This is a genomic window from Terriglobia bacterium (assembly GCA_020072565.1).
GTDB lineage: Bacteria > Acidobacteriota > UBA6911 > UBA6911 > UBA6911 > JAFNAG01.
Genome location: JAIQGI010000022.1, coordinates 47751 through 70013, shown reverse-complemented (window position 1 = coordinate 70013; position 22263 = coordinate 47751). Strand labels below are relative to the sequence as shown.

Here is a 22263-nt window from a genome sequence, read left to right as displayed (position 1 = left end):
TTGGCTGCTTTTGCGGCATGATTCCTCGTTTCGTACTCCCCGTGTCAAGTCGAGACGCCACTCGATTTAGATCGGTCCCGCTCTGGGCAAACCGTCGGATTAGAAGAACGCCCTTCTGAATGCGCATAGGATGGGCAAAAACAGTCACTCAAGGTAAACACGAGAGTCGTTTCGCGTCCATTTTGGTGGTTTCCAAGGAATTGAACTTTTCCAACCTCAGTCTTGCCACGACCCGGTTGACTGCCCTGCGTGGGGCCCTTTATTCGTCATAAGCGAGACCACTCGGTTAAATTTTAGTCCGCCACATCGAAAAAATCCATCCAGGTACACGAATTTTCCACCCCACCATTCCATAACGATCGCGCTCCTTAACAAGTCTTCAGCCCTCGGTATAGGGCTCGCCATCGAACCGGAGAGATGTGGATAAACGTGCGCCCTCCTCTTTTTTGCAATTTACTCATGAATAATCCGGGTTAAGAAGCCGTCGAGTCACGAGATCGGGGTGGCCACCGACGGTTCGGCACCGTGGAGTGGGTCTGGTCGTTGACGGCCAGACCGAAGTGACCGCCCGTGCCTCGATTGTTTCCAGGCTCAAGGCGCCGTGGCGCGTCTGGCTCCCCCCTGATTCTTCTTGCTCAGTGGAGCCAGGCGCTGGCTTAGAGCACCCCTGTCTTGGATCTTAACGAAGCGCCCTTAATATGAGAATCCCTCCTAAAATGCCGTCAAGGATACGATAGGTGCCGTTATCATAGCGGCCATATTGATAGCGGCTCATGTAGCCGTCGTCATAGCCGCGACGGAAGCCCTCGCGAAAGTAGTAGTTGTAGGCGTCCTGGTCGACATAATAGCCAATATAGCCGTAGTTGGCGTCCTGATATGCGAAGGAATCCTGATAGCTGGAATGCCATCCATCCGCCCGGTCTGCCTGTCCGGCGTGGAATCCTTCCGCATAACCATAGTTCACGGCCTGCCGGAGTAAATTTGCGCCGTACTGATTTGTCTCGTAGTAGATGCCGCCACGATTGTATCGATAGTTTGGAGCCGTGTAGAAGTACGGATCACCATAATAATCATGGTTGCGATCGTTCTGGAGACGTAGTTGCTGCTGATGCAGGCGCTCTAAGTACTGTTGTTGAAATCGGTACTGCGCCATACGATTTTGTTGCTGGAGTTGTGCTATGCGCTGTGGTGCGAGACGCGCCTCCTGATCCACATGTTGACGGTACTGCGTCATCTGCTGCTGCTGCTGTACAATGAGTTGCTGCTGACGCTGTTGTGAGAGACGCTCCGGCTGCTGCTGCGGCGGCCTATTTTGGGCCTGCTGCTGTTGCTGCTGACGGTTTTGGTCCTGCTGCTGTTGCTGAGCCCGCTGTTGCTGCTGCTTGTTTTGGTCCTGCTGCTGGGCCCGCTGTTGCTGCTGCTTTTGGTCTTGCGGCTTTTTTATGTCTTGCTGCTTTTTAGGATCCTGCTGCTGTTGTTGCTGCGCGCTGGTCAGTATGCTCATTCCCACCAACGACACTATGACGATTACAATCGCCATCAAAACCCGGTTCGAGAAAGTAACTCTCATTGTACTCCTCCTTTAATGATCCAGTCGCTCCGAGAAACATCGCCCGTCCGAAATGCCAGGCAACGAGGAGCACAATAGGCAAGAGAGGATACAATAACCCTTCCCTCTTCTGCCATCCGCCTCCCACCAGATCCTGAAGGCACTCCAACTATATCTTTGCGATAATCCGGTGTCAGTTCACTACTGCTCACAAGTCTGGTCAAAATAGCTCATTGCAGAGAAACGCAGCGACGAGTGTCACCCGCTCTACATTGTGGGTCTCGCCCCCAAGAGATTTGTCGTCCGCGCGCACAGGGTTTCCGCTGAGGCACTGGAACCGCGGATGCACGCAGATAAACGCCGATCCGCATTTGCGTTCATCTGCATTTATCTGCGGTCTCATACCTGGAGGTATGGAGGGATGAGCAAGTTTGACCAGACATGTGAGCAGTAGTGCACAGAGGTGCACTCTGACCCAGCGTATAAATGGAATGGGGAATTGCAGTAACGCTGACGCCACTGGAGGGAAATCTAAGCCGTGGAATCCATCATAAAGCAATCAGGCATTTGTTTCACGAAGTCCCAGCACATGGCGCCATCGCCCGGCGCCAGCGCTGTGAGAAGGCGCCTCCTCTTTCTCCGTGTGCCGGCAATCCTCGTTATTTTGCTCATGTGCAACGGCTGGTTGTCTGCATACTCCGTGCTCACGCACATGGAAATTGTGGACCTGCTCTGGACCGATGGGATCCGCCCTCTGCTGCACCAGCACTATCCGGAATTGTCGGAAGACCAGATCACGGAGGCGCATGCCTACGCTTACGGGGGCGCCGTTATCCAGGATCTCGGTTACTACCCGTTCGGCAGCGTGGAATTCAGCAACCTGGTGCATTACGTTCGCAGTGGAGACTTCGTCCGCGAGCTGCTGCTTCAAAGCCAGGATGCCAACGAGTACGCCTTCGCTCTGGGCGCTCTATCGCATTATGCGTCGGACATTGCCGGCCACCCGGCTGTCAACCTTTCAGTAGCGATTGAGTATCCGAAGCTACAAGCGAAGTATGGCAACTCCGTCAGGTTTGCGCAGGATAAGACGGCCCATTTGAAAACTGAGTTCGGGTTCGACATGGTGCAGGTTGCCAAGAATCGTTATGCTTCGGAGCACTACCATGACTTCATCGGGTTTAAAGTGTCCAAGTCCCTGCTGGAACGGGCCTTCCCGGTCGTATACGGAGTAGAGTTGAAAGATGTGCTTCCCCGCGCGGATCTCACGATCGGCTCGTATCGTTTCGCTATCGCCAGGCTGATTCCCGAAATGACCCAGGTCGCGCTGCAAACACATAAGAAGGATCTGATGAACGAGATACCCAGTATTGCGAAACAAAAGTTCCTGTACCGCCTGTCGCGCTCCGATTATGAAAGGGAATGGGGAAAGGACTACCGTAAGCCCGGAATCGCCTCCCGGATCCTGGCAACGCTCATGCGGTACATGCCGAAAAAGGGCCCCTTCAAGGCCATGGCGTTCAAGAACCCGACCGCGGCGACTGAAGAGCTATATTTCAAGAGCATCAATACTACCGTCGACCAATACCGGGCCTTTCTCGAAGAAGTGCGCACTGACTCAATCGTGCTTCCCAATTGCGATTTGGATGACGGCAAGGGGACCAAGGCAGCGGAATATTCGCTGGCAGACGACGCCTATGCAAAGTTGCTGGTCAGGCAGTCAGTGCGGAAGTTCGATCTGACCACAGCCGACCTGCGCACGAACATCCTGAACTTTTATGCCAACCTCTCTGCTCCGATCGGGACGAAGAAGGACACGGTGCGCTGGCAGAGCATCCTCACTGCGCTGGATCAGTTGAAACTGATATCTCCGGTTCCGGCCCTGGCAAACGGTCCTAAAAAGTGACCCTCATCAGCGGGCTCCGGTCGCAAGGTGAGAATCCCGGTACCGTTAAATGAAGAGATCGCCGGAAATGAAAGTTGGCGGCAAGTGTTCCGTATGCCTCTTTGTCCAGGACGGCCCGTAGTCATCCTCTTGGCATTGTTGACGGCGATTTTTTGCGGCGCAGTTTTGAGCCATCCGGATCCTGGGCCGCAGCCTCCTTGTGGAAGCGAGACCTTTCCCCCATATCCCGACCTGGATAAGCCGCCCACCACAAGATTCTGGGACCGATCCGACTTGGGCCGCGACTGGACACCGCCTGCCTGCACTGGTTGGACTACACGGGGATTTGCGACATTAGTGGTTACGGTCGGGCGCTTTCGCAATTCCGCGGGAGCCGACGGCATGCTCCGCCGCATCGGGGCGATTTCCGAACTCAAGGGGATGCTTTATTGGTCAACCACGCACAAGCAATGGCAAACGCTGATCGTCGGTGCTTATGCCTCGACCGGGCCACCCGGCGATCGACGCCGCCAGGACTTTTCGCCGGACGAGATCGCAGAAGGGAAGTTTTTTTACTTTCAGCAGGCGGATAACCTGTCGGGAAAAGCGATGTATCGAATGCGCATGCTGAGCGTTTCTCCCGATCGACTGGTGTTCGATACCGAAAACATCACCACCATGCGCTACTTGCTGCTTCCCCTTTTCCATCCGGGCGAAATACAGTCGATTTACTTCCTCGAACGGGAGTCGCAGGACGTCTGGCGTTATTACAGCATCGCGCGCACGGGTAAGAACGTGAACACCTTGACAGCGGGGCACGAGGCATCCTCCGTTAACCGGGCAGTGGCTTTTTACCGTTACCTGGCTGGCATCCCGATGGACAAGGAGCCTCCCGCGGCACGCTAGAAAGGCGTTCATCAAGGGCTGCTACTAGTATGTGCTAACTTAAGCCACTTCCCCCAGGTGGACTTTGATGTGGACTTGGATGTGCTGGTACTCGGCAGATTTTCGAGAGCGTCCTATCGGTTGGGAGAAATAGTCAGTTAATTCTGAGGCAGAGATCATCCGGATCATTTCACTCGATCGGCGTTCGCGGCAGCAATCTTAGCTGCGACATATTTGCTGTAGTATTCGAATACGTAGTCCCTGAGCGGGCCGTGCCCCCCTATCGAGTAGTAATCGTACTGCTTCATCTCCTGGTAGGCTTGATCCGCAGTCCAGGAATCGCGGGTGATCCGGTAAATGGCCGTCATTTCCCCGGTGCGATGCCTGCCGCCGGCACAGTGGACAAAGACCGGCCAGTTTTGCGGGTCATTGACGAGTTTGAGAAAATGTTCCGTTTGCCCGTCGGTTGCGGGCCGCGTGCTGGAAAGGGGAATATTGAAGTACTGCATGCCTGCGTTGCGAGCCCATGCAGGTTCCTGGCTATTTCCGTCTTCCTGGAGATCGATGACTGTTTTTATTCCCAGCCGCTGCAATTCCATGAATCCAGAGGCATTCGGCTGTGCGCCACGGTAATAGTTTTGGTTGATCTGGCCAAAATTGTCGATGAGGACGCGAGGGCCGGCTGCGGCTCCGACCCATATGCCGTGCGGCAGCATTGAAGTGAGCAGGATCGTTATGCAGGCACATAAAAAGAGCCAATTTCGCCGCCTTCGTGCCTGATTCGGTTGATGCATTTCAATCCTCGCTGCGATTCCGCGCTTTTGTTGTGATTCGAGAAGAGCCGGTTCGGTTGCCAACGCTATAATGATGCTCGCTGGATCCAGGAGTTACAAATAAAAGGAAGACTTTTGTATCAGGTGCCCGGCATTATGAGCAAATTCCGCGTTCGCAGGATCATTTGGGTGTAAGATCGGTAGCTGTAAGCTTTAGAGCAACTCAGCAGCCACCAAGAAGTTTACATAACGAATTCAGGATTCTTGAACACCTACAATCCGGAAGCTGGGGCGGCGCAACAGCCGGACTCCGACCCCAAAAGGCATTTTGTTCAGTCTACGACGGCCTTCGGCTGCAACCAATGAGACAGAAGAGGATAGCGGCTTGTAACTTCTTGCAGAAAAGCGAAGAAGTCACAGATAAAGACTCTATCCGCTGTTGCGTCGCTGAGCGGATACGCATCCGAGTATAGAATGACGATGACGCCGCATGCGGCCAAGAAGTCCAAAGGTCTCAGCATCATCGACTTCTTACGGCCCCACTGGAAAGCATTGACGCTGGCCTTGCTGGCGGTGGCGGGCGCAACCGCAACCGACCTGCTCGAACCTTGGCCTCTAAAGATCGTTCTCGATTACCTGCTTCAGTCCAAACGGCCGCCCGGTTGGATGAGCGTAATGGTCGGCTGGATCGGGCAGAACAAGCTGGCTGTCCTCAACTTCGCGGTTGTGGCGGTGGCGGTCATTGCCATCGTAGGCGCACTCAGCTCCTTACTGGAGAATTACCTCACCACCAGCGTCGGCCAATGGGTCATGCACGACCTGCGGCGTACGCTCTATCACCACATCCACCGCCTATCGCTGGCCGAGCACGACGCGAAAAGGACCGGCGACCTCATCGGCCGGGTGACGAGCGACATTGAAGCTATTCAGGACTTTGTCACCACGGCGCTGTTGGGCATCTTAGCCAGTGTCCTCACCCTACTGGGGATCATCGGGGTCATGCTTTACCTGAACTGGCGTTTCACGCTCATCTCGCTCTCCGTTGCGCCCGTGCTCTTCCTGGTGGTCTACATCTTCACCCGGCGCATCAAAAAAGCTTCGCGCGACGTAAGAAAGAAAGAGAGCGAGCTGGTTTCGATTGTCGAGGAAGTTTTTTCCTCGATCCGCGTGGTCAAGGCCTTTGCCCGTGAGGACTACGAGGAGCGCCGCTTCGAGCGCCAGAGCCTGGAAAATGTCGAGATGACCCTTGTTGCGCGCAGCATCAAGATGAAGCTCTCACCTATCGTCGAGATTGTCGTAGCGACGGGGACCTGTTTGATGCTCGGTTACGGCGCGCGCCTGGTACTGGCGGGCCAACTCACCGTTGGTGCGCTGGTCGTTTTTTTGCTCTACCTGGGCAAAATGTATAAGCCTATGCGTGACCTTTCCAAAATGACGGACACCGTCTCAAAGGCAGCGGTGGGGTTCGAGCGGATCCGCGAAGTTTTGGAGACCGATAGCGGAATGCGTGACCAGCCGGGCGCGCGCCCCGCCGCGCGCTTCAAGGGCAAGATCGAATTTGACAAAGTCTCGTTTGGGTACAACCAAGACCAATTGATCCTGAAAGATGTGAGCTTCGAGATCGAGCCGGGCCAAGTCGCGGCATTCGTTGGCCCGACGGGGGGCGGCAAGTCTACCATCATCAGCCTGGTTGCGCGCTTCTACGATCCCGTCTCCGGGGAAGTCAAAATCGACGGGAAAAACATTCGCAACTACACGATGAAATCGCTTCGCCAGCAGATCAGTTTTGTTTTGCAGGAGACGCTTCTGTTCCACGCACCCGTATGGCAAAACATCGCCTATGGCCGCCCGGAAGCCAGCCGAGCGGAGATTATCCGCGCGGCAAAACTGGCCAACGCCGACGAATTCATTGAGGTGATGCCCGAGGGCTACGACACGATGGTCGGCGAACGCGGCGTGACGCTTTCCGGGGGCCAGCGCCAGCGCATCGCCATCGCGCGGGCCGTTATCCGCAATACTCCCATCCTAGTTCTGGACGAGCCCACATCAGGACTGGACGCCGTGTCCGAGCAGGCCGTGTTCGAAGCCCTCGACCGTTTGATGGAAGGCAAGACTTGCATCGTCATTGCGCATCATCTGGCGACGATCTGGCACGCCAAAATTATCTTCGTGGTGAAAGACAATACTATCGTTGAGCGGGGCACCCACGACGAGCTGCTGGCGGCAGGCGGCCTCTATTCGGAGCTTTATGAAATCCAGTTTCGCAGGGAAGATCGCCAAGCGGCGGACACACAAAAAACTTAGCCGGCAACGCCGACGATGATCCCCTCAGCCCGGGCGGCAAACCTATATTTGAGTTCGCCTCGCAAGCCCCATGCGCACGGCCCGCTATGATTCTCGGCCAGTCCGTAACTTCGACTCGTCACCACAAGGTGGTTCCCCGTCATTAACTAGCGTGAGCAATATTGATCAAATGTATGAGCAATACTAGACTGACACGGGAACTGCCGCCGCAGTATAAGAAAGTGTGGCTCGCGCTGCCAGCCACAAATATGACGTAACACTTTGCCCCATCTCGCAGCACGATCTGCCAGATTGCCGCTCGCGACGGCTGTGCGGTAATCCAAGGAATAGGACTGCTCCTTTTTTAGGAGGAACCATGCGAGATCACAAGAGGATCTTCTTCATCATTCTTGCTCTTTTTCTGACGCTGCCCGCCTTCGCTCAGCCGGCCGGGACCGCCGGCGCGCTGTGGCGCGACCGCGGCGACGTTTCGGCTCTGGACCTCCTATACGGGCCGGGGGGGAAAAATCATCAGCCCGGGACCAACTTTAAATTCATCGAGGAATCTCAGAGCGGAACTTCACCCAAGTTTGAGGTCGAAGATGAAAACGGCACCAAGTGGAAGGTGAAACTCGGCCCCGAGGTGAAGTCGGAAACTGCTGCGACGCGCCTCGTGTGGGCGGCGGGTTACTTTGCCGACGAGGACTACTACCGGCCGCAAATCCACGTACAAGGTATGAAACCGCTCTCCCGCGGTCAGGAGTACGTGTCAGACGGCGGCGTTGTCCGCGAGGCGCGTTTGGAGCGCCACGGCGGCGGGAAGGAATTGAAGAACTGGAGCTGGTACGATAACCCCTTTGTCGGCACGCGCGAGTTCAACGGCCTTCGTGTCATGATGGCGCTCATCAACAATTGGGACTTGAAGGAAATCAACAACAAGGTTCTCGATGAGGGCGGCGAGCCCCGTTATGAGGTGGCCGACCTGGGCGCCAGTCTTGGGAGAACCGGCAACCCCTTCGGCCGCAGCAAGGACGTGATGAAGGACTACGCGGAAACCAAGTTTATCGAAAAGGTCACGCCCGGATATGTGGACTTCGTCATGCACAGCCGACCCTTCATACTTACCATGATCAATTTCCCCAACTACCGCTTCCGCACGCGGATGGAGAGTGTGGCCAAGCATATTCCTATCGCGGACGCACGCTGGCTCGGCAGCCGGCTCGGCCAGTTCTCCTCCGAGCAGATCCGTGACTGCTTCCGCGCCGCCGGCTTCTCGCCCGCCGAGGTCGAGGGCTATACCAGGGTAGTGATGCAGCGCATCGAGGCGCTGAAGAAGCTATAGCCGACCCATCCGCTGCACTCCGGATTCTGTGCCATGGGTTCAGTCGCTGGGAAGGAGTGCGGTGTTGGCCTGACTGTGCCGTCGCAGCTTGAGCCCCCCAGCGTTTACCGAGCCTAATAGAGGTGGAACGCTTCCGATCCCTAAGACTTGGCCTGACCACCTGGTGAAGCGCCCATGAAACTGTTAATCCAACCTGGCGACGGAATCGCGGCGCTGCTTTCGGGAATCCGAAACGCCAAGAAAAGCATCGAGATCGCAATCTTCCGTTTCGACCGCGCCGAGATTGAGGCGGGGCTGAAGGCTGCGGTCGGCCGCGGCGTTTCGGTGCACGCGTTGATCGCCTACACCAACCGGGGCGGCGAGATAAACCTGCGCAAGCTCGAGATGCGTCTGCTCGCAGTGGGCGTCGCCGTTTCGCGGACCGCCGACGATCTGGTGCGCTATCACGACAAGCTGATGATTATCGACCGTCGACTGCTCTACGTCCTGTCCTTCAACTTCACCCACCTTGATATCGACCATAGTCGCGGCTTCGGCATCGTCACCAGGAACGCCAAGTTCATCCAGGAAGCGGTGAAGTTATTTGAGGCCGATACCACGCGGAAACCCTATACACCGACACTAGACACCTTTGTCGTCAGTCCCGCCAACGCCCGCAAAGTGCTCGGCGCGTTTATCCGCAAGGCCAGGAAGGAGCTGCTCATCTACGACCCGAAGATCGCCGATGCGGGAATGCTGGGTGTACTCAGCGAGCGGTCGAAGGCGGGGGTGGAGATCAAAGTCATCGGCCGCGTAAGCAAGCAAAACCCTGGTCTGGAAGCCCGGAATCTCGCCAAGCTGCGCTTGCACACGCGCACGATTATCCGCGACCGCCGTCAGGCCTTTCTGGGCAGCCAGAGCCTGCGCGTGGCCGAACTGGACTCGCGCCGCGAAGTCGGCGTTATTGTTAGTGAACCGAACGTGGTGAACGGTTTAATCAAAACTTTTGAAACAGATTGGGCGATGAGCGCAGTCGAAGAGAACCAGCAGTCCGAAGGCAACTTGAAACAAATCATAAAAGAGCTGGTCAAGGAGCTGTCGCCGCTGAATCCCATCGTGAAAGAGGCGCTCAAAGAGGCGGCGGAGCAGACCGGGAGCGCGAGTCTGAATCCGCAAGAAGTGAAAGAAACGGTCAAGGAAGCAGTGAAGGAAGCGGTCCAGGAGCGTGTCGAAGAGATGGTGAAAGAATCCCTGCAGGAGTCTTAATAATAGGCGGCGACAAATGTTCCGTAAGCCTCATTGACCAGGATAGCCCGCAGTCATCCGCCTGGCAGTGTTGCTGGCGATCCTTTGTCCCTCATCCGTCAATAGACTCTGATCGTGTCTCGGACCGAGGACTTGATAAGATTTCTAATCCACAGGTTCAATCTAAGCTTGCGCGACACGTTGGGCCAGTATTCCTTGAACAAATTGAATCCTGCATCCGATGCCAGGCTGATACCAGCATTGGCGAATATTACGCCGGCACCTGTAGATCCCCCAACAGGGGAGTAGTAAGCGCTGGAAATTGCGGTAGAGACAACGGTCCCCAGGATCAGGGATTTGTTCAACTCCGAACGGCCGGCATCATTGCGCGTGATGACAATGCGGCTGAGAGCGTATGCGATGCGGGCTCGCTTGGTGCCGTGGTCCATTGGTATGTAGCGCGGGTCTTCGTGAAAGAACCTGGGGAACAGGAATGCCCCAAAGAACGTAGCGTTTGCCTCGTCAGCCATATTGAACCCATACCTTCGCAGGAAGCCATAGCCGCCCCTTCCGAGAAAGGGCCGATCGTTGGTGGCCAATGATACACCCGCGTCCAGAGCCAGCGAGACATGCGTTTCCCAGTGCAGCAGGTCCCGCCAAAAGAGTCCGAATTTTTCAGCATGGGATAGCGGGTGCCAGTTCGCCGACGAAAGTTCGATCAGATATGAATGATCCTGGCTGGGTTTCTTGCCCTGGCGTTGGGCGCCGCTGGAAGATCCACCTGCTGCCTGCGTATCGCCTCTGGCAAACAGGTGCGAATCCATGATAAGAAGCCCCCGCGCCGGCCCCGCTGATGCCAGAACGGCGGGGGGATTGCACGTTTTATCCATCGTGTGCAACGGATCAGAGAAGCCTCTGCGGGAATCGTCGCATGACGGAAGAGAAAAGAGAGGCGCGGACTGTTCCTGGCATAAAGTGCCCGGCGCCCGCAACAAGAGGATGCAGGCAAGTACAACAGTTATTCTATACATGAACCCAGCACCGCGCCCTCTCTCCAGGGGTTACACGAAGAAGTCGGTGCCCGCCAATCACTTGCACCGGGAGCGAAGGCCGGCCCATAACGCACTGTCATTGGCGACCTCCCGTCAGAGTCCTTACCAGCAGCACGGGCTGGTGGTCGAGGCGGCGCGTTGTTTCCATGTCTGTTCCCGGCTGAATTGGCTGAGATTCTCCTCGACCCTTCACGTGGTATGCCGCCCCTCATTACCTCAATACTCTAGAGACATTTCGGGTGTCAGTTCAAAACGGCTCATACGTTTGGTCACAATTGCTCACCATGTTCAGGAGCGCGAATTGCAGCCTGGGGCAGATGGGAATTGCAGCAATTAGCCCAGGCGTTCCGCTGGCTCGCCATCTTCCGCGAAGCTCAAACAGTTCCGATCCCCGGCCTGTCGAGCGCGGAGGCGAGGAGTTTCTTTTTCAGTTGCCGATATACGATTCGGAGGGTCGCCAAAACAGGCACAGACAAAAAAATTCCGGGGATTCCTGCAATTTGTCCGCCCGCGAGGATTCCGAAGATCACCACCACGGGTTGTAGTTTCGCGCCTTTGCTCATCAGGTGGGGCGACAAGACATAATCCTGGAAAATGCGGAACACGGCCAGGAATACGAGAATCCAAAGCCAATGTTGAAACCCGCTCAATCCGGCAACCATCAGGATGGCGACCGCTCCCACCAGGGGCCCTACAACAGGTATAAACTCAAGAAAAAAGGCGATGGCCGCCAGCAGGATTCCATAAGGGACGCCGATTAGAGTGAAAAACAACCCGAAGGCTGCGAACGCCGCTGCCGCCAGCAGCACCAAGGCTCGCATGTACTGGGCAAGCAACAAATGCACGTCGGCCGCAATTTCCTTGATCTCGTCGCGTCGAGATCCCTCGGCGAGCATCTCCAATATGGAGTTGCGAAACTCCGGGCCGTCTTTCAAGAAGAAAAAGCCCAGGATCGGCACCAGCACGATGTAAATAAGACTTCCGGCATGTGACAAAAAGCCCAAAGCTATATTGGGCAGGAGTGATAGAAGGTCTCGCGAATGTTCAACGAGCTGCTTTTGCAGAGTCGAGATCACCAGTTCCTTAAACGTCGGAAGGGATGGTGACGCGATCAGTGCGACCGGTTTTTCGAGTCTGGAAAGGAGTTCCGGAATCCTCATCGCAAGTGCGTGCGCCTCCAGCACGACTCGAGAGCCAACTGCAATCCCGACTGCAACCAGCAATCCGACTAGGGATAAATAGACGATGGCGAGGGCCGGCGCCCTGGATCGCCCTGGCAGCCGGCGATCGAGATAGTGGACCAATGGCCGTAGCAGATAGGCAAACAGCAGCGCCAGCGCAAAGACGAATAGAGTCTCTCGAATGAGATAGACCACTGTCAGCAGTAATAGAATAAACAGCACTGTCCAGGTATAACTCGCCGCGCGACGATCAAGACCATGTTTGAACATTACGATCCATTAGTGCTCAATCCGGGTGAGGTGATGAGATATCATGTCGACTCCCCTCGACCGGGACTCGCTGTGCGAGAGGCCGATTCAACTCGCGAGCGGTGCTTGTTGGCGTAGACGTGCGTGATTTCCGCACCAAAGAGAAGAATCTGTGCCGAGTAATAGACCCAGACAAGGACAACGAGAGGGGATGACACTGCCCCGTACGCTGAGGCTACGGCGGACTCGGCGAGATACAACCCCATCAGCACCTTGCCGGTCGTGAAAAGAAGTGACGCAATTGCCGCGCCGATCCACACATCATTCCAGGCAATCTCCGTGTCTGGCAGCAGTCTAAAGATCGCAGCGAGCAGCAGGGTTATCACACCGAAAGAGAAGAGAAAATCGACCGATACCAAAAAAAACACGGGCCAAGGAAGTAGATGTCCCATCAATCTTCCCACGGCCCCCAGCGCGGCGCTCGAGACGAGTGACAACAGCAACAGAAAGCCCGTGCCTAGGACCAGGCTGAATGACAAAAATCGCTGTCTAATCGCGCTCAGCAGGATACTTCCTGATTTCCGCTCAACATTCCAGATCTTATTGAGCGCGTCCTGGAGTTCAACGAAGGCGCCTGAGGCGCCGAGTAACATTGTTCCGACGCCAATCGTGCTGGCAATGGTGCCGAGCGCGGGCCGATTGGCGCTTAGGATGGCAGTCTGAAGAATCCTGGCACTCGTTTCACCCACCAGGGCTTGAATGTGACGTAAGACCTCAGCCTCAGCTGCTTTTTGCGGAAATCCCAGACCCGCAACCGCTGTTGCGACAATCAGGACTGGGGCCAGCGAGAGGATTGCGTAGAATGTCAGCGCTGCACCCATGCTCGGTGCATTGTCTTGGAACCATGCAAAGCACGACTCTTTGAGCAGGGCCCAGACGGCCTTTATGTTCGCTGATGCCGTCGATACCGCCGAGAGACCCGGTTTCATCCATTGAATCGCGCCCGCCTGGCTCATATGAACCACCTCTCTTCCGGTGAGGTTTGGTGCAACGATCGCTCAAACCTCTCCGATCGGTGATCCCCGCTATGCTTCTTGCCTCGCGCCCACGACCAGCAAGATAACCCCTCCAACCAACGCCAGTCCTCCGACTACCGGAGCAAGGGGAATCCGTTCATGCTTCTCGGGTCCGCTATCCGCCAGTTCCTGCTTGGCAACTACTAACACTACTCTTATACCCTTGGGATAATTCGCGTGTCAGTTCGGTACGGACCACGCTTATTTGTTAAATAATTGAATTGATGTTGCACCGGACTTCTTAAACTGGGGCTTGGCGTCATTTTTTGAGGTCTTTTTCTGAATCTTAGGTTTTTGCATACCCGGTGTGATTTTCTCTCACGTACCAGGAGCCATCCTCTGCCGTGGCTATATATATCTTTCCCCTTTTCTCACGGAGGCATCCTCAGATTGTACAACTATTTCGCGTGGTCCGACCCCCGCGAGCCCCCAGCGAGCGCGCCGCTCGGGTACCAGGCCAAGCAGTTCCTTATAGTGCATGAAGCAACCAGGGCAGAACGTATGGGTAAACATCAGATCCTGTTCCTGAATTCCGTATCTACTCAGGTGTGCTTTCAGGCTGTACCAGGCGCCATCCGCTGCGATATCGTCACGTGCCTCTCCGCACACACAGCAAACGCAGATCACTTGCTTTTCTTGCCACTGCCGCAGAACCTGTGCCATGGCTACCTCCCGAATCACCCGCGTGTGAGAAGGCATCAACCCGTGCTCGCTCCCTTATAAGGCTGCCTTTCCCGCATGGGAACTAGGCAGGTGCCCGGTTAGCATGGGGAAAACCCCTAGGATTTCCCGGCCAAGAGAGCAATTTGGATGAAGCAACGGGCGATGGCTGCGGGTATTTCCTGCCCACATACGCGCGCTTCGATTGACTCGGCACCTGGACGCGATGGATAATATGGGCGGTTCTGGCACACTGCAGAAAACGCCTGCACGCTCGTGAGGAGCACGGCACGGATGGCAAAGAGCAAACGCACGTCGCGGCGCGTCCGCGACGCGGAACACCTGTCCAGGGCGACGACGGATGCGCGGGATCGGGAGCATGAGCCGGCAACGGGCTCGGAGGATGACCGCATTCCCTTGATACAGGATTCCGATGAAGAGGATCCGCTACAAGTGGCGCCTCTCCCTGTCGTCGGCGTCGGCGCTTCCGCCGGAGGATTGGAGGCATTCACGCAGCTCCTGCAACACCTTCCCGCCGATACCGGAATGGCTTTCGTCTTTATCCAGCATCTTGCTCCTCAGCATCCCAGCATGCTGGCCTCGTTGTTGTCGCGAACGACCGCGATGCCGGTCATGGAGGTTCAACCCCGCACGCCGGTTCAGCCCAACCATGTCTATGTCATCCCGCCCAATACTCTGATGCGCATTACGGGCGACGTCCTGGAACTCGAACCTCGCCCGGAGGAGCGTGGCGCACCCAGGCCGATCGATTACTTCTTCCGCTCCCTGGCGGTGGACCAGAAAACAATTGCGATCGGGGTGATCCTGTCCGGCGCGGATTCCGATGGGGCTTTGGGCCTGCAGGCGATTCGGGCCGATGGCGGCATTGCCATCGTTCAAAGCGAGAGTTCGGCCAAACATCCCGACATGCCGCGAACCGCAATCGCGGCCGGAACCGTCGACCTGATTTTATCCCCAGAAGAGATCGCGGCCGAGTTGGCAAGGATTGTACGGCACCTTTCCCTGGTCGGACGCGAGCCGGTGGCTGTTCCCCAGGAAAACGCCGGGGACGAGTTTCAACTGAACCGGATCTTCGCGCTCATACAAGCGGCCACCAGGGTGGACTTTCGCGGATACCGGCGTGCGACGATCCGGCGGCGCATCACTCGCCGGATCATCCAGCGGCGCCATGAGGGTCTGGAGGCATACATTTCTGATCTGGAATCCAATCCTACGGAGCTGTTGGCGTTGTGTGAGGACCTGCTGATCAATGTCACCAGCTTTTTCCGTGATCCCGAGGTTTTTCTGGCCCTCGAAAAAGATATCTTGCCGCGACTGTTGAAGGAACGGTCCAGCGACTTGCCGCTGCGCGTGTGGGTGCCCGGCTGTTCCACAGGAGAGGAGGTCTACTCGATCGCCATGTGCCTGATCGAGGCGAACGAGAAGTGTCCCGCGCCGGTCCCGATCCATATCTTCGGCACCGACCTCAGCGAACAGGCGATTGTGATGGCTCGTACTGCCACGTACGCGGAGAACCAGGTCGCCAACGTCTCGCCGGAACGGCGGGCACGCTTTTTAGCGCGCGTGGAGAACGGCTTCCAGGTCCTTAAGTCGGTTCGTGAAATGTGCGTGTTCGCGCGCCAGAACCTGCTCCTGGACCCGCCCTTCTCGCGTCTCGACCTGATCAGCTGCCGGAACCTTCTGATTTACCTCGAATCTGCGCTGCAGCGCCAGGTGGCCGCTACATTTCACTATGCGCTGCAACCGAACGGCTACCTGATGCTGGGCCTTGCGGAGAGCCTGAGCAACGTCCCGGGCCTGTTTTCACTCGTCGACAAGCGTCACAAGTTTTTCACCAGAAAAACCGCTCGAGTCCACGCGGAACTCATCGGCCGTGGATTCGTCAGCGAGCAGCCACCAAGTCTTCCCCCCCACGCACCCTCGATCGGCAAGGAGAGGTCATTCGAGGCAGAGCTTGACAAAGAGGCCGAGCGCATCGTCCTGTCCGAGTATGGGCCGGCCTGGGTGATCGTGAACGAAAGCTTCGAAATCCTCCAGTCGCACGGGGACACAAGTCCGTATTTGCGCCTCGCTCCGGGACAGGCCACGCTGTCACTCCTCAAAATGGCACGGGAGTGTATTAGGGGCGAGTTGCGAAAGCTCCTCGCGAAAGCAAAGAGCGAAGCGGGCCCGGCCCAATCGACCGTCCTACAGAAGAGCGGGGATGGCGAGATCGGCGCCGTCCGGCTGGAAGTGCGTCGCCTTACCGCCCCAACGAGTGATGGCCGATGTTTTCTCGTCCTGTTCCTCAGCCGCGCAAAGGAGCGGCTCGGCCAGCCACGCGAACCATCGGGAAGCACGAGGTCACGCCGCAAATCCAAAGCCGGCTCCGCCGGACTGGAGCGGCTCCGGGAGGAGCTTACCCTGACCGAGCAGCGGCTCCAATCCATCATCAACGAACGTGATGCGGCCAACGAAGATCTCACCTCCGCGAATGAAGAGATCCAGTCGAGTAACGAGGAACTGCAGAGCATCAACGAAGAACTGGAAACTTCGAAGGAAGAGCTGCAGTCGAGCAATGAAGAGCTGAACACGGTCAACGAGGAGTTACGGAACCGCATTCAGGAACTGGGCAAGCTCAGCGACGATCTTGCGAATCTGCTGAAAAGCGCATCGATGCCGATGCTGATGATCGACAACGAGCTCCGTATCCGGCGGCTCACGACGTCGGCCGAACGCCTCTTCGGATTTCAACCCGGCGACATCGGCCGGCCGATCCTGGACATTCAGACGCGGCTCAGCATGGACGACCTGGAATCGAGGGTACGGAGGGTTCTCGAGACATTCAACCCGGAAGAAACGGAGTTGCTGGATCGCCAGGGATGCTGGCACCTTCTGCACGTTCGGCCGTATCGGACGGGAGACAACCGGGTCGAGGGCGCGGTGCTGGTCCTGGTGGACATCGACCAGGCTCGGCGCGCGCAGATTGCAGCCGACTCGGCGCGCAAGTTCGCCGAGTCGGTCGTCGAGTCGGTTCAAACGCCTCTCCTGGTGCTGCGGAGCGACTTGCGGGTTCGAATGGCAAACCGCGCCTTCTTCCAGTCGTACCGTCTGCGGCCCGCCGACGTCGAGAATCAGGTCTTCTATGAGGTGCGCGGGCAACAGTGGAACCTGCCCGGCCTGCAGACTGCTTTAGCGCGGCTCTCCGCGAACCGGGAATCGATTGAACCTCTCGAGTTTAAGCAGGAGTACCCTATATCAGGCAGGAGGACAGTAGCGATCCATGCCCGCAGGATCCATCCCGATGACGAAAATCAGATCCTCGTCGCAGTGGAGGATATCACCGCTCAGAAACGAGCAGAACACGTCCTGGTCGAAGAACGGCAACGACTGCAGCGCAGTGTGCGGGTTGGTGAAACTGCCTTGCACGACAGTGAAGCAGCCTTGCTGCGCACCCGCGAGGAATTGCGCGCGTTAACAGCAGGCCTGCTCAACACCCAGGAGGAAGAGCGCCGCCGCGTATCCAGGGAGCTGCATGACGACTTGAGCCAAAAGGTGGCCAAGCTGCAGTTTGATGTGGAGACGCTCGACCAGCAGCTTCCTCCCGATCTGATGGACGGGAAGAGACGGCTGCTGGCGATCCGCGATGGAATTGGCACGCTCTCCAATGACCTCCGCAGGATCGCCTACCAGCTTCATCCTTCGACCCTCGATCACCTCGGCCTCGCCGTCGCGATACGTACTTACTGCCGGGAGTTTTCCGAGCGCGAGGGCCTCCCGGTCCAGTTCACGGCGCGCAGAGTGCCGGCGCGAATTCCACCGGAGGCTGCAAGCTCTCTCTATCGGATCGTTCAGGAGGCTCTGCGCAACGTCGCCAAGCACGCGGGCAAGACATCGGTGAAAATCAGACTTACCGGAGGTTCGAAACGGCTGTCCCTTTCCATTCGGGATCACGGCGTTGGGTTTGATATCCACTCAGTGCAGCATAAAGGCGGGCTGGGACTGATCGGCATGCAGGAACGCGTGCGGCTGGTCCGGGGAGAGTTCTCGCTGGTGACGCTACCCGGCCGCGGCGCTGCCATCATGATTCGGATACCGCTGAATTGAGGAGCAGATGATATGCGCCCCCGGTTGCTGCTCGCCGACGACCACACTCTGATGCTCGAGGGAATCCGGCTCATGCTGGAGCCGGAGTTTGAGCTGGTAGGCAGCGTGGAAGATGGCCAGTCGCTTCTGGTCGCGGCGAAGACCTTGAAACCCGATATTATTCTCCTCGACATCTCCATGCCGGCTCTGAATGGCATCGACGCGGCACATCGGCTCCGGAAGCTTCTGCCTTCGGCTAAGCTGATCTTTCTTACCATGCATGCAGACTCCGACTATGTGGCGGCAGCGTTTCGGGCAGGCGCCATGGGATACCTCTTGAAGCGCGCGGCGGCTTCCGAGTTGAAGATCGCCATCCGCGAGGTGATGAAGGGCCATCATTATGTAAGCCCGCTCGTGACCCGGAACGCCCTGGAGCTGCTGATTTCGTCTGCGACACCGGGAGGCAAGCCCTCGGACCGCCTGACTCCTCGCCAGCGAGAGGTTCTGCAATTGGTGGCCGAAGGGCGGAGCCGCAAGGAAATTGCGTCCATCTTGAACATTTCCATAAAGACGGTGGAGTTTCATAAGTCGACGCTCGCCCGAGAGCTCAACTTGCACACCGTTGCGGACTTCACTCGCTATGCGATCGAGCATCGCATCATCCCCGCCGAACGCTCTTCTTAACGCGAGATCCCATCGAAAACGGCATCGTCCCTGACGAATGCCGGTCCCAAATTGCCAGGCTCCTTTTCCTTGAAAACTAGGCGACTGCCCAGTTCGCAACAAACACTTTAGAACATAAAATATAGGGAGGCGGAGAACCAAAAACCGATCCTCTTCCATGCCATAGATGGGTCTGTGGCATACAGAACGAGGTAGTCATGGCAGATAACAAAAGTCAGCCTGTCGATTGGGAGACCATCCTCTCTGGAATCTCCCAAGGGAAAACCGTTAAAGAATACAGCGCAAACCGCAACATCTTCCGGCAAGGAGACCCCGCCGATTCCGTGTTTTTCCTCCGACGAGGCGCGGTGAAGCTCGCAGTCACCTCCAAACAGGGCAAGGAAGCGATTGTTGCCATTCTGAACGCCGGTGAGTTTTTTGGCGAGGGATGCCTTGCAGGTCAGCCGTTGCGCATGGCGGCAGCCAGCGCGACGACAGATTGCACGATTATCCGGATCGAGAGGCAGAAGCTGGCGAGCCTGCTCCACGATCAGCATGCCATCTCGGAAGTTTTCGTCTCCCATCTGCTTTTCCGCAACATCCGATATGAAGCGGATCTTGTCGATCAGCTTTTCAACTCGAGTGAAAGGCGTCTGGCTCGGATTCTCCTGCTGCTTTCTCATTTCGGCAAGGAAAGCCGATCCGAACCTGTGGTTCCCAGAGTCAGTCAGGATGATCTGGCACAAATGGTAGGCACTACCCGGTCGCGAGTCAGTCATTTCATGAATAAGTTCAGGCAGCATGGCTTTATCGATTACGCCGACAGCGGCGGGTTGACGGTCAACAACAGCCTCCTGAGCGTAGTCCTGCACGACTAGATTCGATGCCAGGAGGCTATTTTCCAGGCCGGCCGACGCCGTCTTCGCCCGATCCTGACACGCTGAATCGCTTGCCATTGCTTGCCTCCCTGCGCTAACCTCGACCACGTCACACTCGCATGGAAAGAAGCGCTGATGCGGAAGCTGGAACTCAAGCCGGCGCACAAGCCGGTTCAGAACTACCACGCGGCGCTGCGCCAGTTCGAGGAACTGGGTGTCCGGCACGAATCGGCGGTCCGGTCCGCATTTCAGAGCCTGCTCTCTCACTGCGCCCGGCAGCATGACTGGACGCTGGTGCCGGAATGGGAAATCCGCCGCCAACGCCGGATGCCCCTGCGCGTCGACGGCGCCCTGGTCGACGATTTCCGCCTGACCCACGGCTTTTGGGAAGCCAAGGACATCCACGATGACCTGCGTCGCGAGGTCCGCCGCAAGTTCGAGGCCGGTTACCCCCGCGACAACATCCTCTTCCAGACGCCGCGCCGCGCGCTCCTGTATCAGAACGACGCGCTCGCCATCGACGCGGATCTCACCAAACCGAAGGCGCTCATCGACGCGCTTGCGCTTCTTTTCAGCTACACCGCGCCTGCGTCGCCGGCCGGACGCAGACGATGCTCCTTGACGTTTAGACTCCTTGTGTGTACGTTCCAATCAAATGATAAATCTGGAGATCGCGCATCAAACAGAAGACAGGCTCAAGTCGGCGGGAGTGGAACTTGTGTACGTCTTTGGCTCCGTGGCCGAGGGCTGCGCGCACCCGCTGAGCGACCTCGATTTCGGGATCGTATTCCGAGACCTGCGGAAAGTCAGTGCTGATTCGTTCGTGGCCTACAACCAACTGTACGACCTCCTGACCGATGCCTTCCCGGACACGATCATGGATATCGTCTTCCTGCAACTGGCCGGCCTGGAAATCTGTTCGGACGCCATCAGGCATGGCCGGCTCCTCTTTGCCTCTTCTGAGGACGCCCGATACGAATTCGAAGAGCGAGTCATGATCCTGTACGCGGATTTCAAACCGCATCTCGATAATTTCAACGAGGCGGTGCTGCAAAGGATCTGAGGTATGGCGCCACCATCGATCAAGAGTCAGTCGGTCATTCCCCGGCTCGACGGCATAGCCAGAGATAGGCTGATGCTGCAAAAACTGGGGGAGTTGCCGGACGTGGAGTTTGCGCAGGAAGAAAACTTTGTGCGCGCGCAATTCTATCTGCGCAGGGCGCTGGAAGGGGTCTTTAAGAACGATCTCGGCGATTTCGACACCTTCGCCGCCGCGATTAAGGCGGTTCTCGAGCACCCCGAGTCTTTCGGCCTGTCCCTCGAGTGAGCCGGCATGCCCGCGTATGGGTGCGCCGTCCTATTCCGGTTTTCTCGTTCTATGAGACAGACGTGTTGTAATGAACTTGCGAACTTCGATGATGCTTTGATGTCTGGCATTTGTGTGCTATGATGTAAGCATGCGAACCACACTGACCATCGATGACCGGCTGGCGCATGCGCTTCGTAAAAAGGCATACCAGTCCGGCAAATCATTCAAAGAGGTTGTCAACTGCGCCTTGCAAGCCGGGATTCAAGCGGAGCACGCTTTGCCGAAAAGCCGACCCTACAAGATCAAGCCCGCGTCCCTGGGCGGAGTGCTCCCGGGTATCAACATCGACAAGGCGTTGCGGCTGGCCGATGAAATCGAAACCATGGAAATTGCCGGCAAGCTTCGGCTTAGAAAATGATTCTGATCGACGCCAACCTGTTGATTTATGCGATCGATTCGGCATCGCCCCATCATGATGCCGCGCGGCGATGGCTCGAGAAGGTCCTGTCGAGCAGTGATCACGTCGGCCTGACATGGGGTGTGGTCCTGGCATTCCTTCGAATCGTAACCCACCCGGCTGTCGTGAGACATCCCCTCTCTCCCGAGGCTGCCCTCGAGTACCTCGACTCGTGGCTGGCACAGCCCTACGTCCAAACCGTCGTGCCCGGCGAAAAACACTGGCTCATTTTGCGCAATCTGCTCCGCTCCTCCGGCACGGCCGGAAATCTGACCTCCGATGCACATCTTGCCGCCCTTGCCCTCGAACTCGATTGCGAAATATATTCCAGTGATCATGATTTCAAGCGCTTCCACGGCGTCAAACATGTAAATCCCCTCGAAAAGCAGCCCTCCAGAACTCATCCTGTAGGGTCAAGAAACTCAGCCTAACCACAAAAACTGCTCACTCGATCGGACCCTTGCCGCAGAGATCCTGAGCATCGGAAAGGCGATGGGTCCGATCGTGCACGATGCGCGTGTCATGGCGACCTGCTGCGACCATGGCAACAGAGAAATCTGGACAGCCGATCGCGAATTCTCCCGCTTCCAGGGCGTCCGCACGAGGAATCCGCTGATTGGAGCTGGTTGAGATTATGTGCAAACAAGCCCGTGTGATCCACCCGAATAAGAGTGGATGCGTGCACATAACTCGAACTCAAGCACCAGTTCCGGT

Annotated in this window: 18 protein-coding genes; 13 read left to right on the top strand and 5 right to left on the bottom strand. The window is 56.9% G+C overall.

Annotation, left to right across the window (positions count from 1 at the left end):
- Window positions 1–679: 679 nt before the first annotated feature.
- On the bottom strand, window positions 680–1570 hold the full coding sequence (locus LAP85_15685) for a hypothetical protein (GenBank protein MBZ5497845.1): 891 nt from the start codon (window positions 1568–1570) through the stop codon (window positions 680–682).
- A gap of 568 nt (window positions 1571–2138) precedes the next feature.
- On the opposite strand from LAP85_15685, the gene LAP85_15680 reads away from it, so the two are divergent.
- Together LAP85_15680 and LAP85_15675 are read left to right on the top strand one after the other, a co-directional pair.
- A complete protein-coding gene (locus LAP85_15680; GenBank protein ID MBZ5497844.1) occupies window positions 2139–3452 on the top strand; it encodes a zinc dependent phospholipase C family protein in 1314 nt (437 codons plus the stop codon).
- A 381-nt stretch (window positions 3453–3833) separates the two neighbouring features.
- Window positions 3834–4337: a hypothetical protein gene (locus LAP85_15675; protein ID MBZ5497843.1), complete on the top strand. Its 504-nt coding sequence runs from the start codon at window positions 3834–3836 to the stop codon at window positions 4335–4337.
- Between the two features lie 164 nt (window positions 4338–4501).
- Here LAP85_15675 and LAP85_15670 read toward each other — a convergent pair whose 3' ends face one another.
- Window positions 4502–5110, bottom strand: coding sequence for a dual specificity protein phosphatase family protein (locus LAP85_15670; GenBank protein ID MBZ5497842.1), 609 nt, complete (start codon window positions 5108–5110; stop codon window positions 4502–4504).
- A gap of 459 nt (window positions 5111–5569) precedes the next feature.
- Between LAP85_15670 and LAP85_15665 the strand changes: the two genes are divergently transcribed.
- The 3 genes from LAP85_15665 to LAP85_15655 all read left to right on the top strand — a co-directional run bounded on the left by LAP85_15665 (window position 5570) and on the right by LAP85_15655 (window position 9959).
- Window positions 5570–7393, top strand: coding sequence for an ABC transporter ATP-binding protein/permease (locus LAP85_15665; GenBank protein MBZ5497841.1), 1824 nt, complete (start codon window positions 5570–5572; stop codon window positions 7391–7393).
- A 355-nt stretch (window positions 7394–7748) separates the two neighbouring features.
- Window positions 7749–8714 (top strand): hypothetical protein, encoded by a 966-nt coding sequence (locus LAP85_15660; GenBank protein ID MBZ5497840.1) that lies wholly within the window; start codon window positions 7749–7751, stop codon window positions 8712–8714.
- 174 nt (window positions 8715–8888) lie between these two features.
- A complete protein-coding gene (locus LAP85_15655) occupies window positions 8889–9959 on the top strand; it encodes a phosphatidylserine synthase (protein ID MBZ5497839.1) in 1071 nt (356 codons plus the stop codon).
- 98 nt (window positions 9960–10057) lie between these two features.
- Here LAP85_15655 and LAP85_15650 read toward each other — a convergent pair whose 3' ends face one another.
- From LAP85_15650 to LAP85_15640, 3 genes are all read right to left on the bottom strand, one after another.
- Window positions 10058–10762: a hypothetical protein gene (locus tag LAP85_15650; GenBank protein ID MBZ5497838.1), complete on the bottom strand. Its 705-nt coding sequence runs from the start codon at window positions 10760–10762 to the stop codon at window positions 10058–10060.
- A gap of 602 nt (window positions 10763–11364) precedes the next feature.
- Entirely contained in the window at window positions 11365–12441 is a 1077-nt protein-coding gene (locus LAP85_15645; GenBank protein ID MBZ5497837.1) for an AI-2E family transporter, read from the bottom strand.
- Window positions 12442–12482: 41 nt separating this feature from the next.
- Window positions 12483–13409 carry a YihY/virulence factor BrkB family protein gene (locus tag LAP85_15640; GenBank protein MBZ5497836.1) on the bottom strand — a complete coding sequence of 309 codons (927 nt, stop codon included), beginning with the start codon at window positions 13407–13409 and terminating at the stop codon, window positions 12483–12485.
- Window positions 13410–14450: 1041 nt separating this feature from the next.
- Here LAP85_15640 and LAP85_15635 point away from each other — a divergent pair.
- The 8 genes from LAP85_15635 to LAP85_15600 all read left to right on the top strand — a co-directional run bounded on the left by LAP85_15635 (window position 14451) and on the right by LAP85_15600 (window position 21980).
- Entirely contained in the window at window positions 14451–18263 is a 3813-nt protein-coding gene (locus LAP85_15635; protein ID MBZ5497835.1) for a PAS domain-containing protein, read from the top strand.
- A 12-nt stretch (window positions 18264–18275) separates the two neighbouring features.
- Window positions 18276–18926 (top strand): response regulator transcription factor, encoded by a 651-nt coding sequence (locus LAP85_15630; protein MBZ5497834.1) that lies wholly within the window; start codon window positions 18276–18278, stop codon window positions 18924–18926.
- A 197-nt stretch (window positions 18927–19123) separates the two neighbouring features.
- Entirely contained in the window at window positions 19124–19783 is a 660-nt protein-coding gene (locus tag LAP85_15625) for a Crp/Fnr family transcriptional regulator (GenBank protein ID MBZ5497833.1), read from the top strand.
- A 135-nt stretch (window positions 19784–19918) separates the two neighbouring features.
- Entirely contained in the window at window positions 19919–20599 is a 681-nt protein-coding gene (locus LAP85_15620) for a hypothetical protein (protein MBZ5497832.1), read from the top strand.
- Complete coding sequence (locus LAP85_15615; protein ID MBZ5497831.1) at window positions 20502–20846, top strand: nucleotidyltransferase domain-containing protein; 345 nt, start codon at window positions 20502–20504, stop codon at window positions 20844–20846. The genes LAP85_15620 and LAP85_15615 overlap by 98 nt, the downstream gene beginning before the upstream one ends.
- 3 nt (window positions 20847–20849) lie before the next feature.
- Window positions 20850–21110, top strand: a complete 261-nt coding sequence (locus LAP85_15610; GenBank protein ID MBZ5497830.1) for a hypothetical protein — start codon at window positions 20850–20852, stop codon at window positions 21108–21110.
- A 130-nt stretch (window positions 21111–21240) separates the two neighbouring features.
- Complete coding sequence (locus LAP85_15605; protein ID MBZ5497829.1) at window positions 21241–21510, top strand: DUF2191 domain-containing protein; 270 nt, start codon at window positions 21241–21243, stop codon at window positions 21508–21510.
- Window positions 21507–21980 carry a PIN domain-containing protein gene (locus LAP85_15600; GenBank protein MBZ5497828.1) on the top strand — a complete coding sequence of 158 codons (474 nt, stop codon included), beginning with the start codon at window positions 21507–21509 and terminating at the stop codon, window positions 21978–21980. The genes LAP85_15605 and LAP85_15600 overlap by 4 nt, the downstream gene beginning before the upstream one ends.
- The last annotated feature ends 283 nt before the right edge of the window (window positions 21981–22263 follow it).

Coding starts and splice junctions, on each gene's coding strand:
- LAP85_15600 (MBZ5497828.1), top strand. CDS start 21,507: ATGATTCTGATCGACGCCAACCTGTTGATTTATGCGATCGATTCGGCA.
- LAP85_15645 (MBZ5497837.1), bottom strand. CDS start 12,441: ATGTTCAAACATGGTCTTGATCGTCGCGCGGCGAGTTATACCTGGACA.
- LAP85_15640 (MBZ5497836.1), bottom strand. CDS start 13,409: ATGAAACCGGGTCTCTCGGCGGTATCGACGGCATCAGCGAACATAAAG.
- LAP85_15650 (MBZ5497838.1), bottom strand. CDS start 10,762: ATGGATTCGCACCTGTTTGCCAGAGGCGATACGCAGGCAGCAGGTGGA.
- LAP85_15675 (MBZ5497843.1), top strand. CDS start 3,834: ATGCTCCGCCGCATCGGGGCGATTTCCGAACTCAAGGGGATGCTTTAT.
- LAP85_15635 (MBZ5497835.1), top strand. CDS start 14,451: ATGGCAAAGAGCAAACGCACGTCGCGGCGCGTCCGCGACGCGGAACAC.
- LAP85_15610 (MBZ5497830.1), top strand. CDS start 20,850: ATGGCGCCACCATCGATCAAGAGTCAGTCGGTCATTCCCCGGCTCGAC.
- LAP85_15620 (MBZ5497832.1), top strand. CDS start 19,919: ATGCGGAAGCTGGAACTCAAGCCGGCGCACAAGCCGGTTCAGAACTAC.
- LAP85_15670 (MBZ5497842.1), bottom strand. CDS start 5,110: ATGCATCAACCGAATCAGGCACGAAGGCGGCGAAATTGGCTCTTTTTA.
- LAP85_15625 (MBZ5497833.1), top strand. CDS start 19,124: ATGGCAGATAACAAAAGTCAGCCTGTCGATTGGGAGACCATCCTCTCT.
- LAP85_15630 (MBZ5497834.1), top strand. CDS start 18,276: ATGCGCCCCCGGTTGCTGCTCGCCGACGACCACACTCTGATGCTCGAG.
- LAP85_15680 (MBZ5497844.1), top strand. CDS start 2,139: ATGGCGCCATCGCCCGGCGCCAGCGCTGTGAGAAGGCGCCTCCTCTTT.
- LAP85_15655 (MBZ5497839.1), top strand. CDS start 8,889: ATGAAACTGTTAATCCAACCTGGCGACGGAATCGCGGCGCTGCTTTCG.
- LAP85_15685 (MBZ5497845.1), bottom strand. CDS start 1,570: ATGAGAGTTACTTTCTCGAACCGGGTTTTGATGGCGATTGTAATCGTC.
- LAP85_15605 (MBZ5497829.1), top strand. CDS start 21,241: ATGCGAACCACACTGACCATCGATGACCGGCTGGCGCATGCGCTTCGT.
- LAP85_15660 (MBZ5497840.1), top strand. CDS start 7,749: ATGCGAGATCACAAGAGGATCTTCTTCATCATTCTTGCTCTTTTTCTG.
- LAP85_15665 (MBZ5497841.1), top strand. CDS start 5,570: ATGACGCCGCATGCGGCCAAGAAGTCCAAAGGTCTCAGCATCATCGAC.